Origin of the sequence: Streptomyces sp. NPDC047515, from assembly GCF_040643055.1 — a bacterium.
Classification (GTDB): Bacteria; Actinomycetota; Actinomycetes; order Streptomycetales; family Streptomycetaceae; genus Streptomyces.
Window position 1 is genome coordinate 18,815 of the sequence record NZ_JBEYTM010000052.1, and the last position, 25,445, is coordinate 44,259.

1 protein-coding gene is annotated in these 25,445 nt (G+C 74.7%); it reads left to right on the forward strand.

Going from position 1 to position 25,445, the window contains the following annotated elements; translation table 11 throughout:
* The first annotated feature begins 83 nt into the window (after positions 1-83).
* A complete protein-coding gene (locus ABZ826_RS30965; protein WP_361455584.1) occupies positions 84-25,415 on the forward strand; it encodes a non-ribosomal peptide synthase/polyketide synthase in 25,332 nt (8,443 codons plus the stop codon).
* The last annotated feature ends 30 nt before the right edge of the window (positions 25,416-25,445 follow it).

Consider the following 25,445-nt stretch of genomic DNA (forward strand, 5'->3'; position numbering starts at 1 on the left):
GCGGCTGGTGAGAGGTATTCACACATCGTGAATAGACAGGATCCTGACGCCACATCGGTACCACGTGCACCAGGAGCTTCAGCGTGTTCGACGACGCCCATCGCGGCCTGCCCTTGACCCCGGGGCAGTCGGGAATCTGGTTCGGTCAGCGGCTGGACCCGGACACGCCCGCCTACAACATCGGCGTCTACATCGACATCGACGGAGCGCTGGACCTACCGCTGCTCGCCGAGTCCACGCGCCGCTTCCTCGGTGAGGCGGACGGCCTGCGCGCCCGCGTGGCCGAGCGCGACCGCGAACTGGCGCAGTGGGTCGAACCGCTGGGCGACTGGCGCCAGGGATACGAGGACCTCTCCGCTCTGCCCGGCCCCGAGGCGACGGCCCGAGAGCGGATGGCCGAGGACATGGCCAGGCCGCGTCCGCTCGGCATACCCCCGCACCTGACCAGCACGGTGTACCGGCTCGGCGGTCAGCGGTACTGGTGGTATCTGAGCATCCACCACCTGCACACCGACGCCTTCGGCGCCGCGGTCGGCGGCCGCCGCGTCGCGGAGATCTACACCGCCCTGGCCGAGGGGCGGGATCCGGCCGAGGGCGCGCTGAAGTCCCTGACGGTGATGCTCCACGAGAGCGCCGAGTACCGTGCCTCCGCCGACCACGAGGCCGACCGGGCCTACTGGGCGGAGCAGTTGAGCGGCCGCCCCGAGCCCGTTTCGCTCACCCCCCGCACCGCGCCCAGCGCGCACCGCATGCTGCGGCGCAGGATGTGGCTGCCGCCGGAGACCGAAGCGGGGCTGCGCAAGGTCGCACGCCAGGCGAGGTCGAGCTGGCCGCGGGTCCTGGTCGCGGCCGCGGCCGCGTACCTGCACCGGATGACCGGTGAACGGGAGGTCGCCCTCGGCTTCTCCGTCTCGGCCCGGATCAGCGGCCCCGCCCAGAACATCCCCGCCATGCTGTCCAACCTGGTCCCGCTGTGGCTGCGGACCGACCCTGGCGCAACCCTTGCCGAACTCACCGCTCAGGCAGCGGCCGAGGTCAAGGACGCGCTCACCCACCAGCGCCACCGCCACGAGGACATGCGCCACGCGCTCGGCCTCACCGGCACCAGGCGGCGGCTGTACGGCCCGACGGTCAACATCATGCCGTTCGATTACGACCTGAGGTTCGGCGGACTGCCGGGCACCATGCACAACCTCTCCAACGGGCCCGTCGACGACCTGTCGATGGCCTTCTACGGGGGCCGCCCCGGCAAGCGCGACGACCTGCGCGTCGACTTCGACGCCAACCCCGACCTCTACACCGAGGCCGAACTGGCCGCCCACCAGGACCGGTTCCTGTACTTCCTCGGCCGGCTCCTGGAATGCGACCGGCCCATCGGCGAGATCGACCTGCTCACCCCCGCCGAGTGCGAACGCGTTCTCACCGGGTGGAACGACACCGGCCACGAGGTCCCCGACACCACCCTCCACGACCTGATCGCCGCCCAGGCCGCCCGCACCCCCGACGCCCCGGCCGTGACCTTCGAGGGGGAGACCCTCTCCTATGCCGTGCTCGAGGAGCGGGCCGGCCGGGTGGCCGCGTTCCTCGCCGGACAGGGCGCGGGCCCCGAGTCCGTGGTCGCGGTCCGCCTGCACCGCTCGGCCGAACTTCCCACCGCCCTCCTCGGGGTACTCAAGGCCGGCGCCGCCTACCTGCCGGTCGACCCCGAACTGCCCGCCGAACGCGCCGCCGTCATCCTGGACGACGCCCGGCCCGCGTTCGTCCTCGACTCCGAGACCATCGGCTCCGCCCTCGCGCACCCCGCCACCGCACACGTACCGGCCGACCCCGCCGCTCCCGCCTACGTCATCTTCACCTCCGGCTCCACCGGCCGTCCCAAGGGCGTCGTCGTCCCGCACCGGGCCGTCGTCAACCGGCTGTTGTGGGCGCAGGGACGCTACGGACTCGACGCCACGGACCGGATCCTGCAGAAGACGCCATACGGATTCGACGTCTCCGTATGGGAGTTCTTCTGGCCGCTGCTCAGCGGGGCCGGCCTGGTCCTCGCCCGGCCCGGCGGCCACCGAGACCCGCGCTACCTCGCCACCCTCATCGAGGCCGAGCGCATCACCACCGCGCACTTCGTGCCGTCGATGCTGCGCGCCTTCCTCGACGAGCCTTCGGTGGCCGCCCGCTGCTCCGGCCTGCGCCGCGTGCTGTGCTCCGGCGAAGCGCTGCCCCCCGCCCATGTGGACGCGTTCCGCGCCGTGCTGCCGGACGTCCCGCTGCACAACCTGTACGGGCCGACCGAGGCCGCGGTCGACGTCACCGCGTGGGAGTGCGGGTCCTCGGGCGGCGCGGTGGTGCCGATCGGCGCACCCGTCTGGAACACCCGCGTCCAGGTCCTGGACGGCGAACTGCGCCCGGTACCGGCCGGCTCTCCGGGTGAGCTCTACCTGTCGGGCATCCAGCTGGGCCGAGGCTACCTGGGCCGGCCCGGGCTGACCTCGGAGCGGTTCCTCGCCGACCCGCAGGGCCCGGCCGGCACCCGGATGTACCGGACCGGTGACCTGGTCCGCTGGGACCACGACGGGCAGCTGGAATACCTCGGACGCACCGACCACCAGGTCAAGGTGCGCGGGTTCCGCATCGAGTGCGGGGAGATCGAGGCCGCCCTCACCGCGGACCCCCGGATCGCCGAGGCGGCCGTACTGGCCCGGCAGAACGCGGCGGGGGCCAGCCGGCTGATCGGCTACGTGGTCCCGGCCCCCGGGACCACCGCACCCGACTCCCACACGCTACGCGCGTCACTCGCCCGCACGCTGCCCGATTACATGGTGCCCGCGCTGTTCACCGTCCTGGACGCCATGCCGCTGAATCCCAACGGCAAGCTGGACCGGGCGGCGCTGCCCGCTCCGGACCCGGCTCCGGCCGGCGCCGGGCCGGACGGAGGCGAGGTCGCGAGGACGACCGGCCCGGTGGACGTCATGCGCCGGGTCTTCGCCGAGGTGCTGGGTGTATCCGACGTGGACGCCGGCCAGAGCTTCTTCGCCCTCGGCGGCGACAGCATCATGGCCATCCAAGTGGTCGGCCGGGCCCGCCGCGACGGCCTGGAGGTCGATCTGCGGGACGTCTTCGCGCACCCGACTCCCGCCGCGCTGGCCCAGGTCGCGGTGGAGTCCGGTGACGGAGCCGCGGCCGGCACCACCCCCGAGGTGGCGGCGGTGGGAGCCCTGCCGCTGACTCCCATGGCCCAGTGGCTCCGCGAGCGCGGCGGTCCCGCCGAATCGTTCCACCAGTCGGTGCTGCTCCAGGTCCCGGCGGACCTGGACGCGGACACCCTGACCGGTGCCCTGCACACCCTGATCGGCCACCACGACGCCCTCCGCCAGCGCCTGACCGATGCCGGTCACGCCTGGGCCTTGGAGATCACCGCCCCGGACACCACACGGACCGCCCAGGTGCTGCGCCGGGTATCCGCCCCCGCCGGGGAGTTCGAAGTATCCCTCGCATCCGAGCGGGACGCGGCGGCCGCCCGGCTGGCACCCGAGGCCGGCGTACTGCTCCAGGCGGTGTGGTTCGAGGCCGAGGCCCGCCTGCTGCTGGTGGGTCACCACCTCGCCGTCGACGGGGTGACCTGGCCGCTGCTCCTGGCCGACCTGCGGGCCGCCGCCGAGGGCCGCGCCCCGGCGCCCGTACCGACCCCGCTGCGCGCCTGGGCCCAGGAGCAGGCCCTACGCGCATGGGACCCGGCGCTGCTCGCCGAACTGCCCTACTGGCAGGCCGTCCTGGCCGACGGCGCATCCCCGCTCGGAGCCCGGGAGCTCGCCCGGGAGACCGACACGATCGCCGACGCGCGGAGCCTCGACATCGCGCTGCCGGCGGGCGACCTGCTCACCGCCGTGCCCGCAGCCTTCCACGGCGACGCCGAGGACGTGCTGCTCGCCGCGCTCGCCCTCGCCGCCCGCTGCCGGCACGCGGGCCCGCTGATCGTCGACGTCGAACGGCACGGTCGCGACAGCACGGGCACCGACCTGTCCGGCACTGCCGGCTGGTTCACACGGATCTTCCCCCTACGCCTCGACGCCGGCCGGGAACTGCCCCTTACCGATACCGTCAAGGGGCTCAAGGAGCAGCTGCGCTCCGTACCCGGCGCCGGTTCCGGCTACGGCCCGCTGCGCCACCTCAACCCGCAGACCGGGCCGCTGCTCGCCGCTCTCGCCAGGCCCCAGGTGCTGTTCAACTATCTGGGCCGCACGCCCGCGCCCGGCAGCGACTGGGCCCCGGCCCGTCACCCTGCGGCCTTCGGCGGCGGCGGCGCCCCCGAACTGCCGCTCGCGCACCCGCTGACCGTGGACGCCTTCGTCACCGACGGCCTCGACGGGCCCGAGCTGCGCGCCCGCTGGACCTGGGCCGGGGGAGTGCTGGACGACGCGTACGTACACGCCTTCGCGGACGCCTGGACGGCCGCGCTGGACGAGCTCCGGAACACCGCCGTGCAGGGGCACACCCCGTCCGACTTCCCCCTCGTCCCCCTGGACCAGGAGCGGATCGACCGGCTGGAGGCCGAGCACCCCGGCCTCGTCGAAGTCCTGCCGCTGAGCCCGGTCCAGCAAGGCCTGCTGTTCCAGGCCCGCTACGACGCCACCTCCGGCGGGGACCAGTACCTCACCGAGTGGCGCCTGGACCTCGAAGGCCCACTCGACGAGGACCGGCTGCGGGCCGCCTGGCAGGCCCTGGTGAGCCGCCACGCCGCCCTGCGCTCCGCCTTCACCGACGGCGACGAGGAGACCGGCGAGCCCCTCCAGGTCGTCGTGGCCGACGTCGAGGTGCCGTGGAACGGTCCCACCGACCGTGCGCCCCTCGACCCCGCCCGGGCGCCCCTGCTCCGGGTCCGGCTGGAAGAGATCGGTGAGGACCGGCAGCGTATGGTCCTGACCCACCACCACCTGATCCTGGACGGCTGGTCCATGCCCGTCCTGATCGGCGAACTGTTCGCCCTGCTCGACGGCGCGGAACTGCCCCCGCCCGTTTCCCCGCCCGCCGCCCACCACGCCTGGCTCGCCCGCCAGAACGCCGACTCCGCCCGTGCGGCCTGGCAGGACGCCATGGACGGACGGGACGAGCCCACCCGGGCCGGGGCCACCACCACCGGCGAAACGCACGTGCGCGAACTCGACGCCGAGCGCACCACTCTGCTGGCCGGGCACGCCCGCCGGCACGGGCTCACCCTCAACACCCTCGTCCAGGGCGCCTGGGCGCTCGTCCTCGGCGTGCTCACCGGCCGCGACGACGTGGTCTTCGACACCCCCGTCGCCACCCGCCCCGCCGACCTTCCCGGCATCGAGAACGCCGTCGGCCTCTACCTGTCCACCGTCCCGGTACGGGCCTGCCCCGACCCGGCAGAGCCGGCCGCCGCCTTCCTGGCCCGCCTCCAGGAGCAGCAGGCCGGCCTCGCACCCCACCACCACCTGGGTCTGGCCGAGATCCACCGGCTTGCCGGACCGGGCGCGGTCGCCGACACCATGGTCGTCTTCCAGAACTACCCCGTGGCCCCGGACGCGTTCCGCCCCGCTCGGGGGCTGAAGGTCACCGGCGTCGGCCACCACATCACCACCCACTACGCGCAGAAGCTGACCGTGGTCCCCGGCGACCGGCTCGCACTTCACCTCACCGGCGACGCCCCTGTTCTGGGCCTGCTCACCGCCGTGCTGACGGACCTCGCCGACGGCGGCCTGGAGCGGGCCGTCGCCCGCTCTGCCGTCCTGCCCGCCGACGAGCGGGCCCGCGTCCTCGCTGCCGGTCAGGGGGCCGCGGACGCCGTCCGCCCCGCGACCACCGTTCCCGCGCTGGTCGAGGCCGCCGCCGCCCGCACCCCCCAAGCTCCCGCCGTCCGCTGTGGCGTGAGCACCCTGAGCCACGCCGAACTGGGCGCCCGTGCCAACCGGCTGGCCCGGCTGCTCGTCGCCCGCGGCGCCGGTCCGGAGACCACCGTCGCCGTCGCGGTGCCCCGCTCGTCCGACCTCGTCGTCGCCCTGCTCGCCGTCCTCAAGTCCGGTGCCGCGTACGTGCCGGTCGACCCCGGCTACCCGGCCGGCCGGATCGCGCACGTGCTTGCCGACACCGATCCCGTACTGGTCCTCACCACCGGCGCCGCGGCCGCCGCGCTGCCCGCCGACGGTCCGGACCGGGTGCTGCTGGACGCCCTCGGGACCGTGGCCGAGCTTGCTCTGTTCTCCGACGGCGACCGTGACCTCACCGACGCTGACCGTACGCTCCCGCTCCTGCCCGACCACCCCGCGTACACCATCCACACCTCCGGCTCGACCGGACTGCCCAAGGGCGTGGTCGTCCCGCACCGGGGCGTCGCCCACTACCTCGCCCACCTCGTCGAAGCGGCCGGCCTGACCGGGCGGGACACCGTCCTCAACCTGGCCTCCGTCGCCTTCGATCCCTCCGTCCGCGACCTGTTCGCCACCCTCGCCGCTGGAGGCTGCGTTGCCCTCGTCACTCCCGACGAGGCCAACGACCCGCGTGCCCTGGTGCGCGTCCTGCACGGGCACGGCGCGACCGCCCTGCTGTCCGCCGTCCCCTCCCTGCTCGCCGCCGTGGCCGAGGAGGCCCGCGCACTGCCCGTCGCCGAACGGCCCGCGCTGCGCCTGGTGATGACCTGCGGTGAAGCGCTGACCGCCCGCCATCTGGAGCACCTGGGCGCGCTCGGCGCGCAGTGCACTGTGGTCAACCAGTACGGGCCCACCGAGGCCACCATGACCAGCACGCGGCAGCCCGTCGCCGAGCCCGGTGCCGACCGCGGCGACGGCCGCCTCCTGGTCGGCCGCCCCCACCCCGGAACCGGGTCCTACGTCCTGGACCGGATGCTGCGCCCGGTCCCGGCCGGTACCCCCGGCGAGCTGTACCTGGCCGGCCCCGGCGTCACTCGCGGCTACGCCGGCCGGCCCGGGCAGAGCGCCGAACGCTTCCTCGCCGATCCGTACGGTGAGCCGGGCACCCGCATGTACCGAACCGGCGACCTCGCCCGCCTCACCGACGACGGCCGCATCGACTACCTGGGGCGTGCCGACCACCAGGTGAAGGTGCGCGGCCACCGCATCGAACTCGGCGAGGTCGAGGCTGTACTGGAGCGGTACGCGGGTGTCGCGCGGGCCGTGGCGGCGGTCCGGTCCGTCGGCCCCGACGGGGACCTCCGGCTGATCGCGTACGTCGTCCGGGCCGGCGAAACCGAGCCGGTTGACGCCGCTTCGCTGCGCCGGCACGCCGCCGCGAGCCTGCCCCCGTACATGGTCCCCGCAGCCTTCGCCCTCCTGGACCGGCTGCCGCTCACCCCCAACGGCAAGGTGGACCGGCGGGCCCTGCCCGAACCCGCCGCCGAGGACCTCGGCCCGGTCGGCGGACGCGACCCCCGCACTCCGTTGGAAGAGCTGCTGTGCGGCCTGTACGCCCGGCTGCTCGGCCTGCCGTCCGTGGGCATCGACGACGGCTTCTTCGAACTCGGCGGGCACTCCCTGCTCGCCACCCGCCTCACCTCGGCGATCCGGGCCGCCGTCGGCACCGACCTCCCGGTGCGTGCGGTGTTCGACGCACCGACGGTGGCCGCCCTCGCCGAGCGGATCACCACTACCGGCGCGGACGGCGGTGCCAACGACCTCCGGCCGGTTGTCGCCGTAGCCCCCGCCGACCGTCCCGAGCACCTTCCGCTCTCCGCGTCCCAGCGCCGCCTGTGGTTCCTGCACCAGCTCGACCAGGGCGCCTCCAGCGCCTACAACATGCGGGCCGTCCTGCGGCTGCGCGGGCCCCTGGACACGGCCGGCCTCGGCGCCGCCCTGCACGACGTCACCGGGCGCCACGAGGTACTGCGGACCGTCTTCCCGGACCTCGACGGCCGCCCGTACCAGCGGATCCTCGAAGCCGGCGCAGGAGACGTCACCGGATGGGCGGTCCTGCCCGTAACCGAGGACGACCTCGGCGCCGCCGTCGAGCGCACGGTGAACCGCCCCTTCGACCTCGCGCACGAACCCCCGCTCCGGGCCGCGCTCTTCACCCTGGACACCGAGGACCACGTGCTCGTCCTGGTCCTGCACCACATCGCCGCCGACGGCTGGTCCTTCGGTCCGCTGGCCGCCGACCTCTCCACCGCCTACGGGCGGCGGGCGGCCGGCCAGGCCCCCGACTGGTCCCCGCTGCCCGTCCAGTACGCCGACTACAGCCTCTGGCAGCACGACCTCCTCGACCGCGTCGGCGAGGGAGCCGAGGACACCCTCGCCGGACGGCAGCTCGCCCACTGGCGGGGCCGCCTCGCCGACCTGCCCGAGCGCATCGAGCTGCCCGCCGACCGCCCCGCCGGTCAGGCCGACGCCCCCGGCGGCTCCTTCGCCTTCCGCATCCCCGCCACCCTGCACGCCCGGCTGGCCGAACTCGCCCGCGACCACTCGGCCACCGTCTTCATGACCCTCCAGACGGCACTCGCCGCCCTGCTGACGCGCTCCGGCGCCGGCACCGACATCCCGCTCGGGACCGCCGTGGCCGGACGTACCGACGAGGCCCTGGAAGGGCTGGTCGGGTGCTTCGTCAACACCCTGGTGCTGCGCACCGACACCTCCGGCGACCCCGAACTGCGCGAACTGCTGCGCCGGGTCCGGGAGACCGACCTGGCGGCCTACAGCCACCAGGAGCTCCCCTTCGAACGGCTGGTCGACGCGCTCGGCACCGCCCGCAGCGCCGACGACAACCCGCTGTTCCAGGTGATGCTCTCCGCCCAGCCCGAACTCGCTCACGACGCGGTCGACCTGCCCGGCATCAGCGCCGAACCGATTCCCGTCGGAGCCGTCACCGCCCGCTTCCCGCTCTCCTTCAACATGACCGAACGCCGCACCCCCGCCGGTGCGCCCGACGGCATCGACGGCCGCGCCGAATTCCGCGCGGACCTCTTCGACGACACCACGGTCCGGCGTCTGACCGACCGGTGGACCAGGCTCCTGGAGGCCTTCGTGCACGACCCGGCCCGGACCGTATCCACGGCCGCCACCCTCACCGAGGACGAGCGCGCGCTCGTGCTCGACCAGTGGAACCACTTCGCCCTGGACGTTCCCGCCGGCACCCTCCCCGAGCTGTTCGTGACGCAGGCCGCCCGCACCCCCGAGGCCGAGGCCGTGGTCTGCGACGACCGGCGCCTGACCTACGCCGAACTCGACGCCCGCACCGAGGCCCTGGCCCGGCGGCTGCGCCTCCTCGGTGTCGGCCCCGAGCGGCGGGTCGCCGTGGCCGTGCCCCGCTCGCCGGAACTCCTGATCGCCCTGCACGCCGTACTGCGCGCCGGCGGTACGTACGTTCCGACCGACCCGGACCTGCCGGCCGAGCGCATCGCCCTGCTGATGGCGGACGCCGAGCCGCTGTGCGTCGTGACCACTGCCGAGGCCCGTGGTTCCCTGCCCGCGGACCTGCCCGCCCCGGTGCTCCTCGCCGACGAAGAGGGCGCGGCGGACACCGGCGACCACACCCCCTTCACGCTGCCGCACCCCGACTCCGCCGCGTACGTCATCCACACCTCCGGCTCCACCGGCCGGCCCAAGGGCGTCACCGTCTCCCACCGTTCGCTGGCCAACCGCCTGTGGGGCATGGTCGAGCAGTACGGGCTCGGCGCCGACGACCGCGTCCTGCACAAGACCTCCACCGGCTTCGACGCCTCCGTTGGCGAGCTGTTCTGGCCCGCCCTGGTCGGCGCCACGGTGGTCATGGCCCGCCCCGACGGCCACCGCGACCCCGCCCACCTCGCCGAGCTGATCCGGGCCGAGCGGATCACCAGCGTGCACTTCGTGCCGTCCATGCTGCGCGCCTTCCTCGACGAGCCGGCCGCCGCGCACCGCACCGCGCTGCGCCGCGTGTTCTCCGGTGGCGAGGCCCTGCCCGCCGCGCTGGTCCGCCGTTTCCACGAGGTTCTGGACGTGGCCCTGTTCAACCAGTACGGGCCGACCGAAGCCACCGTCGACGTCACCTGGTACGAGGTCCCGCGCGACCCGGAGGCCACCGGTACCGTCCCGCTCGGCCGTCCCGAGCCCAACTGCCGCCTCTACGTCCTTGACGCCGCGCTGCAGCCCGTCCCGCCCGGCGTGACCGGCGAGCTGTACCTCGCCGGGGTCCAGGTGGCCCGCGGCTACCTGGACCGGCCGGGGCAGAGCGCCGCCGCGTTCGTCGCCGACCCGTACGGCCCGAGCGGCTCCCGCATGTACCGCAGCGGCGACCTCGCCCGCTGGCGCGATGACGCCGTCCTGGAGTACCGCGGCCGCGCCGACGACCAGGTCAAGGTCGGCGGGGTCCGGGTGGAGCCCGGCGAGGTCGCCGCCGTGCTGGGCGCCCTGGAAGGAGTCCGCGCCGCCGCCGTGCTGGCCCACGACACCCCGACCGGCGGCAAGCGCCTCACCGGCTACGTGGTCCTCGACGAGCCCGCCGCCGGCCCGGCCACCGGCCCGGACGCCGGGGAGATCCGCCGACGTGCCGGGCGGGTCCTGCCGAGCTACCTCGTCCCCGCCGAGATCCTGCTGCTCGATGCCCTGCCGGTGACCGGCAGCGGCAAGCTCGACCGGGCCGCGCTGCCGGCCCCCTCGTACGCGGCACCCGTCCCGTCCCTGGTTCCGGCCGACTCCCCGGGCGGGCCGGAGCAGGTCCTCCGAGAGATCTTCGCCGAACTGCTCGGCCGCCCCGAAGTGGGCCCCCAGGACGGATTCTTCACCCTCGGCGGCGACAGCATCATGTCGATCCAACTGGTCAGCCGGGCCCGCCGGGCCGGACTGCACATCACCCCGCGCGAGGTCTTCGAGCACCAGACCCCGGCCGCGCTGGCCGCCGTCTGCCGCACCGAGGGCGGCCCGGCCGACCGGGGCGCCGACGACGACGGCACCGGGCCGGTGGAACTCCTGCCGATCGTGCACCAGTTGCGGCAGCGGCGCGGCCCGGTGGACTCCTTCCACCAGTCCGTCCTGCTCAACGTCCCCGCCGGTCTCGGCGAGAAGCGGCTCGTCCTCGCCGTACAGGCACTGCTCGACCACCACGACGCGCTGCGCCTGCGGCTGACCCGCACGGCCGGCGGCCTGGTGTGGGCCATGGCCACCGCCGAACGAGGGTCCGTGGACGCGGCCCGCTGCGTCCGCCGCGTGGACGCGACCGGCGCCGACCACGCGGACTTCCCCGGCCTCGCCGCCGAGACCTCCGCCGCCGTCGCCGACCTCGCCCCCGAGGAGGGGCGCATGGTCCAGGCCGTCTGGTTCGACGCCGGACCCGACGCCCCCGGGCGGCTCCTGCTGGCCGTCCACCACCTCGCCGTCGACGGGGTGTCCTGGCGGATCCTGCTGCCGGACCTGCGCCAGGCCTGGGAGGCCTTCGCCGCCGGCGAGCCCGTACGCCTGGACCCGGCGGGCACCTCCTTCCGCCGCTGGACCCAGCTGCTCGGCAACCGCGCGCAGGACCCGGCCCTGATGGACGAACTGCCCTACTGGACCGAGCTGCTGGCCGCGCCCGAGCCGCTGCTCGGCCTGCGCCCGCTCACCCCGGCCGAGGACACCGTCGCCACCTCGTCCAGGCTGACCATGACCCTGCCCGAGCACATCACCAGCCCGCTGCTGTCCACCGTCCCGGCCGCCTTCCACGGCGGTGTCAACGACGTCCTGCTCGGCACCCTCGCCCTCGCCGTCCAGCGCTGGCGGCAGCAGCCCGGTGTACTGATCGACCTGGAGAGCCACGGCCGGGCCGAGGAGTTGGCGGACGGCGCCGACCTCTCCCGCACGGTCGGCTGGTTCACCAGCCAGTACCCGGTCCGGCTCGGCGTCACCGGCGACCACCCCGCCGAGGCCGTCAAGCAGGCCAAGGAGCAGCTGGCAGCCGTCCCCGGCGCCGGCCTCGGCTACGGGCTGCTGCGCCACCTCAACCCGCAGACCGCCCCGCTCTTCCTCGCCTGCGCAACCCCGCAGATCGGGTTCAACTACCTGGGCCGGGTCACCGCCTCCGAAGGTGCGGACGAAGGAGTCTGGACCCCGGCCGGGGATACCGAGGCCCTGCGCGCCGGAACCGATCCCGCCACCCCGCTGGCCCACACCCTCGCCATCAACGCCATCGCGCTCGACGGCACCCACGGCCCCGTCTTCTCCGCCACCTTCGCCTGGGCGGCCGGGCTACTCGGCGAGAGCGACGTCCGCGTCCTGGCCGACCTGTGGCTGAACGCCCTGCGCACCCTGGTCGAGGGCGGCGACGGCGCCGGCGGCCACACCCCGTCCGACTTCCCGCTGGTCCCGGTCAGCCAGGAGCAGATCGAGGGTCTGGAGGCCGCCCACCCCGGCCTGGAGGACATCCTTCCGCTCTCCCCGCTCCAGGAGGGCCTGCACTTCCACGCCGTGTACGACAACGGCGCGGGCGACGTCTACACCCCGCAGCTCCTGCTCGATTTCGCCGGACCGCTGGACGCCGACCGGCTGCGCACCGCCTGGGACGCGCTGCTGCACCGGCACGCCAACCTGCGCGCCGCGTTCGTCCACGACCACACCGACGCTCCGGTGCAGGTGATCGCCACCGGAGTGGAACTGCCCTGGTCCACCACAGACCTCTCCGCCCTCGACGAGGGCGCCGCGCGGGCCGAGGCCGAGCGGATCGCCGCCGCGGAGCACGCCCGGCCTTTCGACCTGACCGCCGCCCCGCTGCTGCGGGCCGTGCTGCTCGGGCTCGGTGCGGACCGGCACCGGCTCGTACTCACCCACCACCACATCCTGCTGGACGGCTGGTCCGTGCCCGTGCTGGCCCGGGACCTGTTCACCCTCTACGCGTCCGGTGACACGGGCGCCCTGCCGCCGGTGACCCCGTACCGCGACTACCTGGCCTGGCTCGCCGGGCAGGACCGCGAAGAGGCCCGCACCGCCTGGCGCCGCGCCCTCGCGGGCGTCGACGAGCCGACCCTCGCCGCCCCCGGCGCCACGGCGGACGGTACCGCCCCCGCCCGCCTCCACGCCGCCCTCCCCGACGGGCTGGCCGCCCGGCTCACCGCCTGGGCCCGCGGCCGCGGCCTGACCCTGAACACCGTGCTCCAGGGAGCCTGGGCGGTGCTGCTGGCCCGCCTCACCGGCCGTGACGACGTCGTGTTCGGCACCACGGTCTCGGGCAGGCCCGCCGAGGTCCCCGGCATCGAGTCCATGGCCGGCCTGTTCATCAACACCCTCCCGGTCCGCGTCCGGCTCGACGAGGACGCCCCACTGGCCGCGCTGCTGCGCGGCATCCAGGACACCCAGGCGGAACTCCTGCCCCACCAGTACCTCGGGCTGAGCGAGATCCACCGGCTCACCGGCCTGGCCTGCCTGTTCGACACCGCGATGGTCTACGAGAACTACCCGCTCGACCCGGCCGCCACCGTCCTGCCCGGCGCCCCCGGCCTCACCGGCGTCGAGACCCGCGAGGCCACCCACTACCCGCTGATGCTGGTCGCCGCCCCGGAGGGCACCGGACTGCGGCTGCGCCTGGACTACTCCCCGGCCGCGTTCACCACCACCGAAGCCGACCGCATCGCCCGGCAGTACACGGCCCTGCTCGAGGAGTGCGCCGCCGACTCCACCGGCCGCACCGTCGGCGAGCTGGGCCTGCCGGACGCCGCCGAACGCCGGCGGCTCCTCAACGACTGGAACGCCGACCGGCCCGGGGCAGGTACCGCGCTGCCCGCGGTCACCCTCGCCGAGGCCTTCTCCGCGCAGGCCGCCCGGGTTCCCGACGCCGTCGCCGTTCGCTGGGACGGCGGAGCCCTCACCTACCGCGAGACCGAGGAGCGGGCCGGCCGGCTCGCGGTCCGGCTCGCCGCCGCCGGAGTACGCACCGGTGACCGGGTCGCCCTGCTCATGGACCGTTCGCCCGAACTCGTCGTGGCAATCCTCGCCGCGCTGCGGGCGGGCGCCGCATACGTGCCCCTCGACGCCCGGCTGCCGCAGGCCCGGCTCGCCTCCATGCTGCGCACATCCGGCGCCCGCCTGGTCCTGACCGACCTCCGGCACGCCGAGGAGGCGCCCGCACTGCTCCCCGAAGCCGAGCGCCTCCTCACGGTCGCCCCCGAGGATCCGCGGCTGCCGCACGCCACTGCGCCCGATGCGCACCCGCACCCGGACCACGCCGCCTATGTGATGTTCACCTCCGGCTCCACCGGCGAGCCCAAGGGCGTCGAGGTCACCCACCGCGGTGTCCTCTCCATGGCCGCCGACGCCCTGTTCGCCGACACCACCGACGGCACCCCGCACCGCGCCCTGCTGCACTCCCCGTACGGGTTCGACGGAGCCACCCTCGAACTGTGGGTGCCGCTCCTCGCGGGCGGCGAGGTCGTCCTGGCCCCGCCCGGCGACGTCGACGTCCCCGTCCTGGCCCGCACCCTGCGCGCCCACGACGTGAGCCTGCTGCTGTTCACCGCCGGCCTGTTCCGGGTGGTCGCCGAGGAGGATCCGGCCGCCCTGGCCAGTGTCCGACAGGTCCTGGTCGGCGGTGATGTGGTCACCCCGGCCGCGGTCCGCCGCGTCCTGGAGCACTGCCCCGGCACCAGCGTCACCAACATCTACGGCCCCACCGAGATCACCGTGTTCGCCGCGAGCCACACCATGGCCGGCGTCGCCGAGGTCCCGGACACCACCGTCCCGATCGGCCGCTCCCGCGACTGGATGCGTACGTACGTACTCGACGCGCGGCTGCGCCCCGTACCCGTCGGCGTGGCCGGCGACCTGTACCTCGCCGGTGACGCACTCGCCCGTGGCTACCGGGGCCGACCCGGGCAGACGGCGGCCGCCTTCACCGCCGACCCCTTCGGGGCGCCGGGGGAGCGGATGTACCGCTCGGGCGACCTGGTCCGGTGGACCGAGGACGGGCTGCTGGAGTTCCTCGGCCGGGCCGACCAGCAGGTCAAGATCCGCGGGTTCCGCATCGAGCCCGGCGAGGTCGAGGCGGTCCTCGGCGAGCAGCACGGCATCGCGGACGCCGTGGTGCACGTGCACCGCACCGCCGCCGGCGCCAAGCTCCTGGTCGGCTACCTGCTGCCCGAGCCGGGCGCGGCGGCCCCGGACCTCGACCGGATCCGGGAGGCGGCCGCCGCGCGACTGCCCGAGTACGCCCGTCCCGCGGCCCTCGTCGTCCTCGACGCACTCCCGCTGACCGCCAACGGCAAACTCGACCGCGCCGCCCTGCCCGCCCCCGCCCTGACCGGGACGGGTGGCTCCGCAGCCGCCCGCCGGGCTCCGGAAGGCACCCGCGAGGAGCTGCTGTGCGGCCTGTTCGCCGAGGTGCTCGGCGTCCCCGAGGTGGGCCCGGAGGACGGGTTCTTCGCCCTCGGCGGCGACAGCATCATGTCCATCCAGCTGGTCAGCAGGGCCCGCCGCGCCGGACTGGTCTGCACCCCGCGCGAGGTGTTCGAGCGGCAGACCCCGGCAGCGCTCGCCGAGGTGTGCCGGAGCACCGACGAGCAGCCGACCGTCGCCGTCGCCGACGAGGCCACGGGAGAGGTCGAGGCCACCCCGGTCATGCGGTGGCTGGCCGATTGGCGCGGCACCGTCGACGGTTTCCACCAGGCCGTGGCCGTACGCGTCCCCGCCGGGTTGGGGGAGGAGCATCTGACCGCCGCCCTCCAGGCCGTCATCGACCACCACGACGCCCTGCGCCTGACGGTCCGCCCCGACGGCGGCCTGAGCGTGCCCGCCACCGGAGCGGTCGACGCGGCCGACCTGGTACGAACGGTGCCCATGTCCGGCGCCGACCGGGACGCCGAACTCGCCGACGCCGTGGCACGGCTCGCCCCGGAGCAGGGGGTGATGGTCCAAGCCGTCTGGTTCGACGCCGGATCCGACACCTCCGGTGAACTCCTCCTCTCCGTCCACCACCACGCCGTGGACGGGGTGTCCTGGCGGGTCCTGCTGCCCGACCTGCGGCAGGCCTGGGAGGCCGTCGCCGTCGGCGAACCGGTCCGGCTCGACCCGGCCGGGACCTCGTTCCGCCGCTGGGCGTCGCTGCTCGCCGAGCGCTCCCGGGAACCGGTCGTCGCCGCCGAACTCCCCTACTGGACCGAGCTGCTGTCCGAACCCGAGGCGCCGCTCGGCTCCCGGCCCCTCGACCCGGCCCGCGACACCACTGCCACCCAGCGGCGGCTGAGCACCGAGCTGCCGGCCGCCACCACCGAAGCCCTGCTCTCCACGGTGCCCGCCGCCTTCCACGGCGGGATCAACGATGTGCTGCTGGGTGCGCTCGCCTGCGCCGCCCGCCGGTGGCGGCCCGACGCCGACGGGATCCTGGTGGACCTGGAGGGCCACGGCCGCGACCACGAGCGCGCCGACGTCGACCTCGCCCGTACGGTCGGCTGGTTCACCCAGGTCCACCCGGTCCGCCTGCGGGCCGGCACCGCAGACGCGGCGGCCGCCGTCAAGGCCGTCAAGGAGCAGCTGCGGTCCGTGCCCGCCGGCGGCTCCGGCCACGGACTGCTCCGGTTCCTCAACCCCGAGACGGCGCCCGTCCTCGCCGTCCTCGCCAAGCCGCAGATCGGCTTCAACTACCTCGGTCGTACGGGAGCCGTCACCACGAACGCCACCGCGGCCGACTGGATACCCGTGGACCTCGCCGGGGGCGCGGGCAGCGGCGCCGCCACGCCGCTGCCGCACGCGCTGGAGATCAGCGCGGCAACCGCCGACGGCCCGCACGGGCCGGTGCTCACCCTCACCGTCGCCTGGGCGGGCGACCTGTTCACCGAGGCCGAGGCCCGCGGGCTGGCCGACGGCTGGCAGGCAGCCCTGGAGACCCTGGCCGCAACGGCCGGCCAGGGCACCGCGGGCGGGTACACCCCGTCCGACTTCCCCCTCGTGTCCCTGACCCAGCACGCCGTCGAGCAGTTCGAAGCGGCCCACCCGGACCTGGAGGACGTGCTTCCGCTGTCCTCCCTCCAGGAAGGCATGTACTTCCACGCGGTCTACGAGGACGAAGGACCCGACGTCTACACCATGCAGCTCCAGCTCGACCTCACCGGCGAACTGGACGAGGCCCTGCTGCGCCGGTGCTGGGACGCCCTGCTGCGGCGCCACGCCAACCTGCGCGCCGCCTTCTCCCAGGACCAGGCCGGCCGCCCCCTCCAGGTCGTGGTCCGTGAGCCCGAACTGCCCTGGCACACCGCCGACCTGACGTTCCTTCCGGAGGGCGAGCGGGAGGCTGCCGCCGACCGGCTCGCCGCCGACGACCACGCCACGCGCATCGACCTCGGTCGGCCGCCCTTGATGCGGATCACCCTCGCCCGGCTCGGCGCCGAGCGCCACCGGCTGATCCTCACCAACCATCACATCCTGTTGGACGGCTGGTCGATCCCCGTCCTCGCCCGCGAGCTGTTCCAGCTGTACGCCGAAGGCGGTCAGGCCGGCGCCCTCCCCCGGGTCACCCCCTACCGGGACTACCTCGCCCACCTCGCCGCACAGGACCGGCCGGCCGCCCACGCCGCCTGGACCGAGGCCCTCGACGGCCTGGACGAGCCCACCCTCCTCGCCCCGGAGGCGGCCGACCTGCCTCCCACCGCCCCCGGGAAGCTGGACGCGAGCCTGTCCGCGGAGAACGCCGCCGCGCTGCGGGCCGCCGCCCGCGCGCACGGCCTGACCGTCAACACCCTCCTCCAGGGCGCCTGGGTGCTGCTGCTGGCCCGGCTCACCGGCCGCGACGACGTCGTCTTCGGTACCACCGTCTCCGGCCGTCCGCCCGAGATGGCCGGTGTCGAGTCGATGGCGGGCCTCTTCATCAACACCCTGCCGGTCCGATTCACGGCGACCGACCCGGCTGAGCCCCTCTCCGCGGCGCTGGCCCGACTCCAGTCGGAGCAGTCGACCCTGATGCCCCATCAACACCTTGGTCTGGCGGAGATCAACCGGCTCTCCGGCCTGCCCCGGCTCTTCGACACCCTGGTCGTCTTCGAGAACTACCCCGTGCCCCAGGGCGCCGTCCCGGCCACCGGCCTCACCGTCGAGCACACCCGGATCAACGACTCCACCCACTACCCGCTCACCCTGGCCGCCGGGCTGCGCGGCGACGAGCTGTGGCTGCAACTCCACCATCTGCCGGACGCGTTCACGGAACGGGAGGCCCGTGTCCTGCTCGACCGCCTGACCGGCCTGCTGGCCGCCGTCGTCGCCCGCCCCGAAGCCCCCGTCGCAACCCTCGGCATCCTCACCGCCGGGGAGGAGCACTGCATCCTCATCGACTGGAACGACACCGCCGACGACACCCCGCGCCGCGAGCAGAGCATCCCCGCCGCGTTCGCCGCCCAGGCCGCCCGCACCCCCGACGCCGTCGCCGTCCGCTTCGACGCCGGCAGCTGGACCTACCGCGAACTCGACGAGCGCACTGACCGGCTCGCCGCCCGCCTCGCCTCCCTCGGCGTGGTCCCCGAACAGCGGGTCGCCCTCCTGATGGAACGCTCCGCGCACGTCGTGGCCGCGATCCTCGCCGTGCTCAAGGCCGGTGGAACGTACGTACCGCTGGACGGCCGGCTCCCCGCCGCCCGGCTCGCCTCCATGCTCGGTCAGTGCGGCGCCCACGTGCTCCTCACCGACGACCCGGAGGCGGCCGCCCCTCTCGGCGCCGCCCACGTGGTCGCGGCCGACGACCTCGGCTGCACCGCACCCGCCCCCCGCCCGGCGCTCGGCCCCGACCACGCCGCCTACGTGATGTTCACCTCCGGCTCCACCGGAGAGCCCAAGGGCGTCGAGATCGCCCACCGCGGAGTGGTCTCCCTGGCCACCGACCGCCGCTGGGACGACGGCGCCGCCGAGCCGCACCGGGTGCTGCTGCACTCCCCGTACGGCTTCGACCCCTCCACGTACGAGCTGTGGATGCCCCTGCTGAACGGCGGCTGCGTGGTCGTCGCCCCGTCCGGACAGCTCGACGTCCCCACCATCGCCGCCACCGTGCGGGAGCACGGCGTGACCTCCCTGCTCCTCACAGCCGGGCTGTTCCGGGTGGTCGCAGAGGAGGACCCCGGCTGCCTGGCCGGCGTCCGCGAGGTGCTCACCGGCGGCGACGTCGTCACCTCCGCCTCCGTGCGCCGCGTGCTGGCCGCCTGCCCCGGCGTGGTCGTCACCGACATCTACGGCCCCACCGAGATCACCCTGTTCGCCACTCAGCACAGCATGCGCACCCCTGCCGAGGTGCCCGGCAATGTGCCGATCGGCCGCTCCCGTGACGGCATGCGGGCCTACGTCCTCGACGGCCGACTGCGGCCGGCGGCGCCCCGAGCGGTCGGCGACCTGTACATCGCCGGCGACGCCCTCGCCCGGGGCTACCTGAACCGGCCCGGTCTCACCGCCGAGCGGTTCACCGCCGACCCCTACGGCGCGCCCGGCGACCGCATGTACCGCACCGGCGACCTGGTCCGCTGGACCGAGGACGGCCGGCTCGACTTCCTCGGCCGCGCCGACCACCAGGTCAAGATCCGCGGATTCCGCATCGAACTCGGCGAGATCGAGGCAGTGCTGGGCGAACAGGACGGCATCGCCGACGCAGCGGTCCTCGTCCACGAGGCACCCTCCGGAGGCAAGCACCTCGTCGGATACCTCGTGCCCGAGCCGGGCCGGGAGGCCGACACGGCCGCCGTGCACGCCGGCGTCGCCGAGCGGCTGCCGGAGTACATGGTTCCCGGCGAGCTGATGGTGCTCGCCGAACTCCCCATCACCGTCAACCAGAAGCTGGACCGGGCCGCCCTGCCCGTTCCCGACTTCGGCGGTACCACCGCCGGCCGCGGCCGGGCGCCGCGCACGGAGCGCGAGCGGCAGCTGTGCGCCCTGTTTGCCGAGGTGCTCGGCGTCGTCGAGATCGGCCCGGACGACGGGTTCTTCGCGCTCGGCGGCGACAGCATCATGTCGATCCAGTTGGTCAGCCGGGCCCGCCGGGCCGGGCTGCTCTTCACCCCCCGCGAGGTGTTCGAGCACCGGACCCCGGCCGCCCTGGCCGAGGTCTGCCGCAACGCGGACGACGCCGACCCGGGTCCGGCCGAGCCCGACCTGGGCACCGGCCCGGTCGGCCGGGTGCCCGTCGTCGAGTGGCTGCGCCACTGGCGCGGCACGGCGGCTGGCTTCCACCAGTCCCTGCTGCTCCAGGTACCGCCCGGGCTGGGGGAGGAGCGGATGACCGCCGCCCTCCAAGCACTGCTCGACCACCACGACGTCCTGCGGATGCGCCTGGACGCCGACTGGCGGATGGCGGTCGCCGAGCCGGGGGCCGTCGACGCGGCGGGACTCGTCCAGCGGGTGCCGCTGGGCGACGCGCACGACGCCGTGTCGGGCGATACGGGCGAGGCCGCGGGCGTAGCCCAGGTCGAGCGTGTGGTCTCCGAGGCCGCCCGCGCTGCCGTCACCCGGCTTGACGCCGAGGCGGGGGTGATGCTTCAGGCCGTGTGGTTCGACGCGGGTCCGGAGCAGTCCGGCCAGCTGCTGCTGGCCGTCCACCACCTCGCCGTGGACGGCGTGTCCTGGCGGATCCTGCTGCCCGATCTGCGGCAGGCATGGGAGGCCGTCGCCGCCGGCCGGCCGGTCCGGCTCGATCCGGTCGGGACCTCGTTCCGGCGTTGGGCCGAGCTGCTCGGCGACCGTGCCCTGGCAGCACGGACCGTTGCCGAACTGCCCTACTGGACCGAGACCCTGGGCGCGGACACCGTGCCCCTGGGCGCCCGTCACCTGGACCCGGACCGCGACACCGCCGACACCGCCCGCAGCCTGACCGTCGAGCTGTCCCCGACCGCCACCGGGCCGCTGCTCGGCACGGTCCCCACCGCCTTCCACGGCGGGGTGAACGACCTGCTGCTCGGCGCGCTCGCGCTCGCCGCCCGCCAGTGGTGGCCCGGCACGGACGGGATCCTGGTGGACCTGGAGGGACACGGCCGTGTCCACGACTGCTCCGATGTGGACCTGTCCCGTACGGTCGGCTGGTTCACCCAGGTCCACCCGGTCCGCCTGAGGGCCGGCCACGGGGACCCGGCCGGCGCCGTGAAGGCAGTCAAGGAACAGCTGCGCTCCGCCCCCGGCGGCGGAGCCGGCTACGGACTCCTGCGCTTCCTCAACCCGGAGACCGCACCCGCCCTGGCCGCGCTGCCGGCCCCGGAGATCGGCTTCAACTACCTCGGCCGCGTCGGCACCGGAGCACCCGAGCCCGCCGACTGGACCCCGGTCCGGCAGCAGCCGGCCGGCCTCGCGGACGGCGTCGCGCACGCCCCCCTCGCTCACCCGCTGGAGATCAACGCCGTCGTGGCCGACGGCCCCGACGGCAGCCCGGTCCTGGCCGCCACCTTCACGTGGGCCGACGGCGTGCTCGACGAGCCGGGCGTCCGGGAGTTCGCCGCCCTCTGGCGCCACGCCCTGGAATCCCTCGCCGCCACCTCGCCGGAGGCGGCCGGGCACACCCCGTCCGACTTCCCGCTCGTCCCGCTCATCCAGACGGACGTCGAGCACCTGGAAGCCGCTCACCCCGACCTGGAGGACGTGCTCCCGCTCTCCCCGCTCCAGGAGGGCTTCCTCTTCCATGCCCTGTACGACACCGCCGACTCCGGCTCCGCCGACGTCTACACCGCCTCGCTCCGGCTCGAACTCCACGGCCCGATGAACCCGGAGCTGCTGCGCGACTGCTGGCGCGAGGTCCTGCGCCGGCACCCCAACCTGCGCTCCGGCTTCGTCCACGACACCGCCGGGCAGCCTGTCCAGGTGATCGTCCGGGATCCCGGACTTCCGTGGCGCTTCGCCGACCTGACCGGCCTGTCCGAGCAGCGGCAGGCCGAGGAGCTGGCCCGGATCGAGGGCGAGGAGCAGTCCGTACGCTTCGACCTGGCCCGCCCGCCGCTCATCCGGATCGCCCTCGCCGGCCTCGGCGGGGATCGGCACGTCCTGCTCTTCACCCCCCACCACATCCTGCTCGACGGCTGGTCCATGCCGGTCCTGCTGAACGAGTTGTTCGCCCTCTACGCGGCCGGCGGCTCGGACCGGGACCTGCCCCAGCCCGTGCCCTACCGCGACTACCTGGCCCACCTCGCCCGCCAGGATCGCGAAGGCGCCCGGGCCGCCTGGGCGGCCGCGCTGGCCGGGCTGGACAGCCCCACCCTCGTCGCCCCCGAGGGCGCTCCGGTCGACGAGCCCGGCCATGTCGCCCTCGACCTGCCGGCCCCGGCCGTGGCGGCGCTGCGCGGCTTCGCCCGAACGCACGGCCTCACCGTCAACACCCTCGTGCAGGGCGCCTGGGCGATCCTGCTGGGACAGCTGACCGGCCGTGACGACGTGGTGTTCGGCGCCACCGTGGCGGGCCGTCCGCCGGAGGTCCCCGGTATCGAGTCGATGGTCGGCCTGTTCATCAACACCCTGCCGGTCCGCGTCGCCCTCGACCCCGCCGCGAGCGTCCTGGACACCCTCACCGCCGTCCAGAACGGCCAGGCGGAGCTGATGGCCCACCAGCACGTCGGGCTGAGCGAGATCACCCGGCTGTCCGGGCTGCCCCGGCTCTTCGACACCCTGGTCGTCTTCGAGAACTACCCGGTGGACCAGGAATCGTTCGCCCGCTCCGGCTCCGGCCTGCACCTGGCCGACGCCCGCGGCCGGGACGCCACGCACTACCCGCTCAGCCTGATCGTCCTCCAGCAGGGCGAGGGCCTGACCCTGCGGCTCGGCTACCAGCCGACCGTGTTCGACGAGGCCGCCGCCACCGCTCTCGCCGGACGACTGCACCGCATCCTCGTCGCCCTGACGGCCGCGCCCGGGGCCCCGCTGGCCACCGTGGACCCGCTTTCCGCCGCCGAACGCGGGCAGGTCCTGCACGACTGGAACGACACGGCGGCGCCGCCCACCGACGGCCCGGAAACCCTGCCGGCGCTGATCGCCGCGCAGGCCGCCCGTACCCCGGTCGCCGAAGCGGTCGTGTACGAGGGCGCCTTCCTCACGTACGCCCAACTGGCCTCACGAGCCGCCACCCTGGCGAGCCGGCTCCGCGCGGCGGGCGCCGGACCGGAGACCCGGGTCGCCGTTGCCGTGCCCCGCTCCACGGAACTGGTCGTGGCCCTGCTGGCCGTCCTGGAGACGGGCGCCGCGTACGTTCCCGTCGACCCGGGCCTGCCCGCCGACCGGCTCGCCCTGCTCGTGGAGGACGCCGGCCCGGTGTGCGCGTTGGCCACCGCCGGATCGGCCGCTGTCCTGCCGCCGGGAACCACCGTCCTGACGGTGGACGCGTCCGATGAGCCGGACCCCGGGGCGGTGCTCACCGGCACCGCCGCCGACCCGCGGGGCCCCGCCTACCTCATCCACACCTCCGGCTCCACCGGCCGCCCCAAGGGCGTGGCCGTCTCCCACGAGGCCATCGTCAACCGGCTGCTGTGGATGCGCGACGAGTACCGGGTCACCGGAGCCGACCGGATCCTGCACAAGACCCCGACCGGCTTCGACGTCTCCGTCTGGGAGCTCTTCCTGCCACTGATCACCGGCGCGGCCCTGGTCGTCGCCCGGCCCGACGGGCACCGCGACCCGGCCTACCTCGCCGCCCTCGTCCAGGCCGAACAGGTCACCGCCGCGCACTTTGTGCCGTCCGTGCTGCGCACCTTCCTGGACGAACCGGCCGCCGCCGGCTGCACCGGACTGCGTCACGTGGTGTGCAGTGGCGAGGCGCTGCCCGCCGACCTCGCCGCCCGCTTCCACACCGCCCTGCCCGCCGTCCCGCTGCACAACCTGTACGGCCCGACCGAAGCCGCCGTCGACGTCACGTACTGGCCCTGCGAGCCCGGGGCCGAGGGCCCGGTGCCCATCGGCCGGCCGGTCCGCAACACCCGCCTGTACATGCTGGACGCCGCCCTGCGCCCCGTGCCGCCCGGCTGCCCGGGCGAGCTGTACCTGGCCGGCATCCAGCTGGCCCGCGGCTACCACGGCCGGCCGGACCTGACCGCTGAACGCTTCACCGCCGACCCCTACGGCCCGCCCGGAACCCGCATGTACCGCACCGGAGACCTGGCCAGGTGGCGGGCCGACGGCGCGGTGGAGTACCTCGGCCGGGCCGACAAGCAGGTCAAGATACGCGGCGTGCGCATCGAACCGGGGGAGATCGAGGCGGTGCTGGCCGGACACCCGACCGTGGCGCACGCCGCGGTGGTGGTGCGCACCGACGAGCGCGGCGAAGCTCGCCTGATCGGCTACGCCGTCCCGACCGAACCCGGAGCGGCGGACCTCGACACCGAGGCTCTGTTCCGTCACCTGGCGGCCCGACTTCCGGAGTTCATGGTGCCCGCCGCCCTCGTCGTGCTGGACGCCCTGCCGCTCAGCATCAACGGCAAGCTGGACCGCACGGCCCTGCCGGAACCCCGCTTCGCGTCCACGGCCACCGGAGCGGACAGCGAGCCCCGGGACGACGAAGAGCGGCTGTTGTGCGCCCTGTTCGCCGAGGTGCTCGGCGTGGACCGGGTCGGCCGCACCGACGGGTTCTTCGACCTTGGCGGCCACTCCCTGCTCGCCGTCCGCCTGGCCGGCCGGCTCCGCGCCGATACCGGCACCGACCTCGGCATCCGCACGGTGTTCGAGGCCCCCACCCCGGCGGCCCTCGCCGAGCGGCTGCGGAGCGCCCCAACGGGCGACCCCGGCGGAGCCCTGGACGTACTGCTCCCCCTGCGGACCGAGGGCACCCTGCCGCCGCTGTTCTGCGTCCACCCGTGGGCCGGGCTCGGCTGGCCGTATGCCGGCCTCGGCCGACACCTCGGTGCGGCCCGTCCGCTGTACGCGCTGCAGGCCAGGGGCCTGGCGGAGCCGGAGCAACACCCCGAGTCCATCCACGAGATGGCCGAGGATTACCTCTCGGTCATCCGCACCGTTCAGCCTGAGGGCCCGTACCACCTGTTGGGCTGGTCCTTCGGCGGACTGGTGGCCCAGGAAATGGCGGTACGGCTGCGGGAGCGCGGCGAGCAGGTCGCCTCGCTGACCCTGCTCGACTCCTACCCGGCGGCCGTACTGCCCGCGACCACCACGGCACCGGAGACCGAACTCCCGCAACACGCCGACATCCTGGCGGCCCTGCTGCGCTTCCTCGGTCACGAGGTGCCGCAGAGCTCCGACGGCGCACCGCTCGACCCCGCCACCGCGCGGGAGATCCTGCGGCGCGACGGGGCACCCCTGACAGACATCCCCCCACACACCCTGGACGCCCTGCCGCAGATCGCCGCCCGCCACGCCCGGCTGATGGGCGAGTTCACCCCGCGCCCCTACGACGGCGACGTGCTGTTCCTCAGCGCCGAACGGGACCGCCTGCCGGACGGGCCCGCGCCGGCCGCCTGGGCCCCGTACGTCACCGGAGACCTCCGGGTGCACGCGGTGGACTGCGGACACCACGACATGACCCTGCCCGAACCGCTCGCCGAGATCGGCCGCCTCCTCGCCGAACACCTCGGCTGACCGAGCCCGTGCCGGCCCGACCCCGGCACG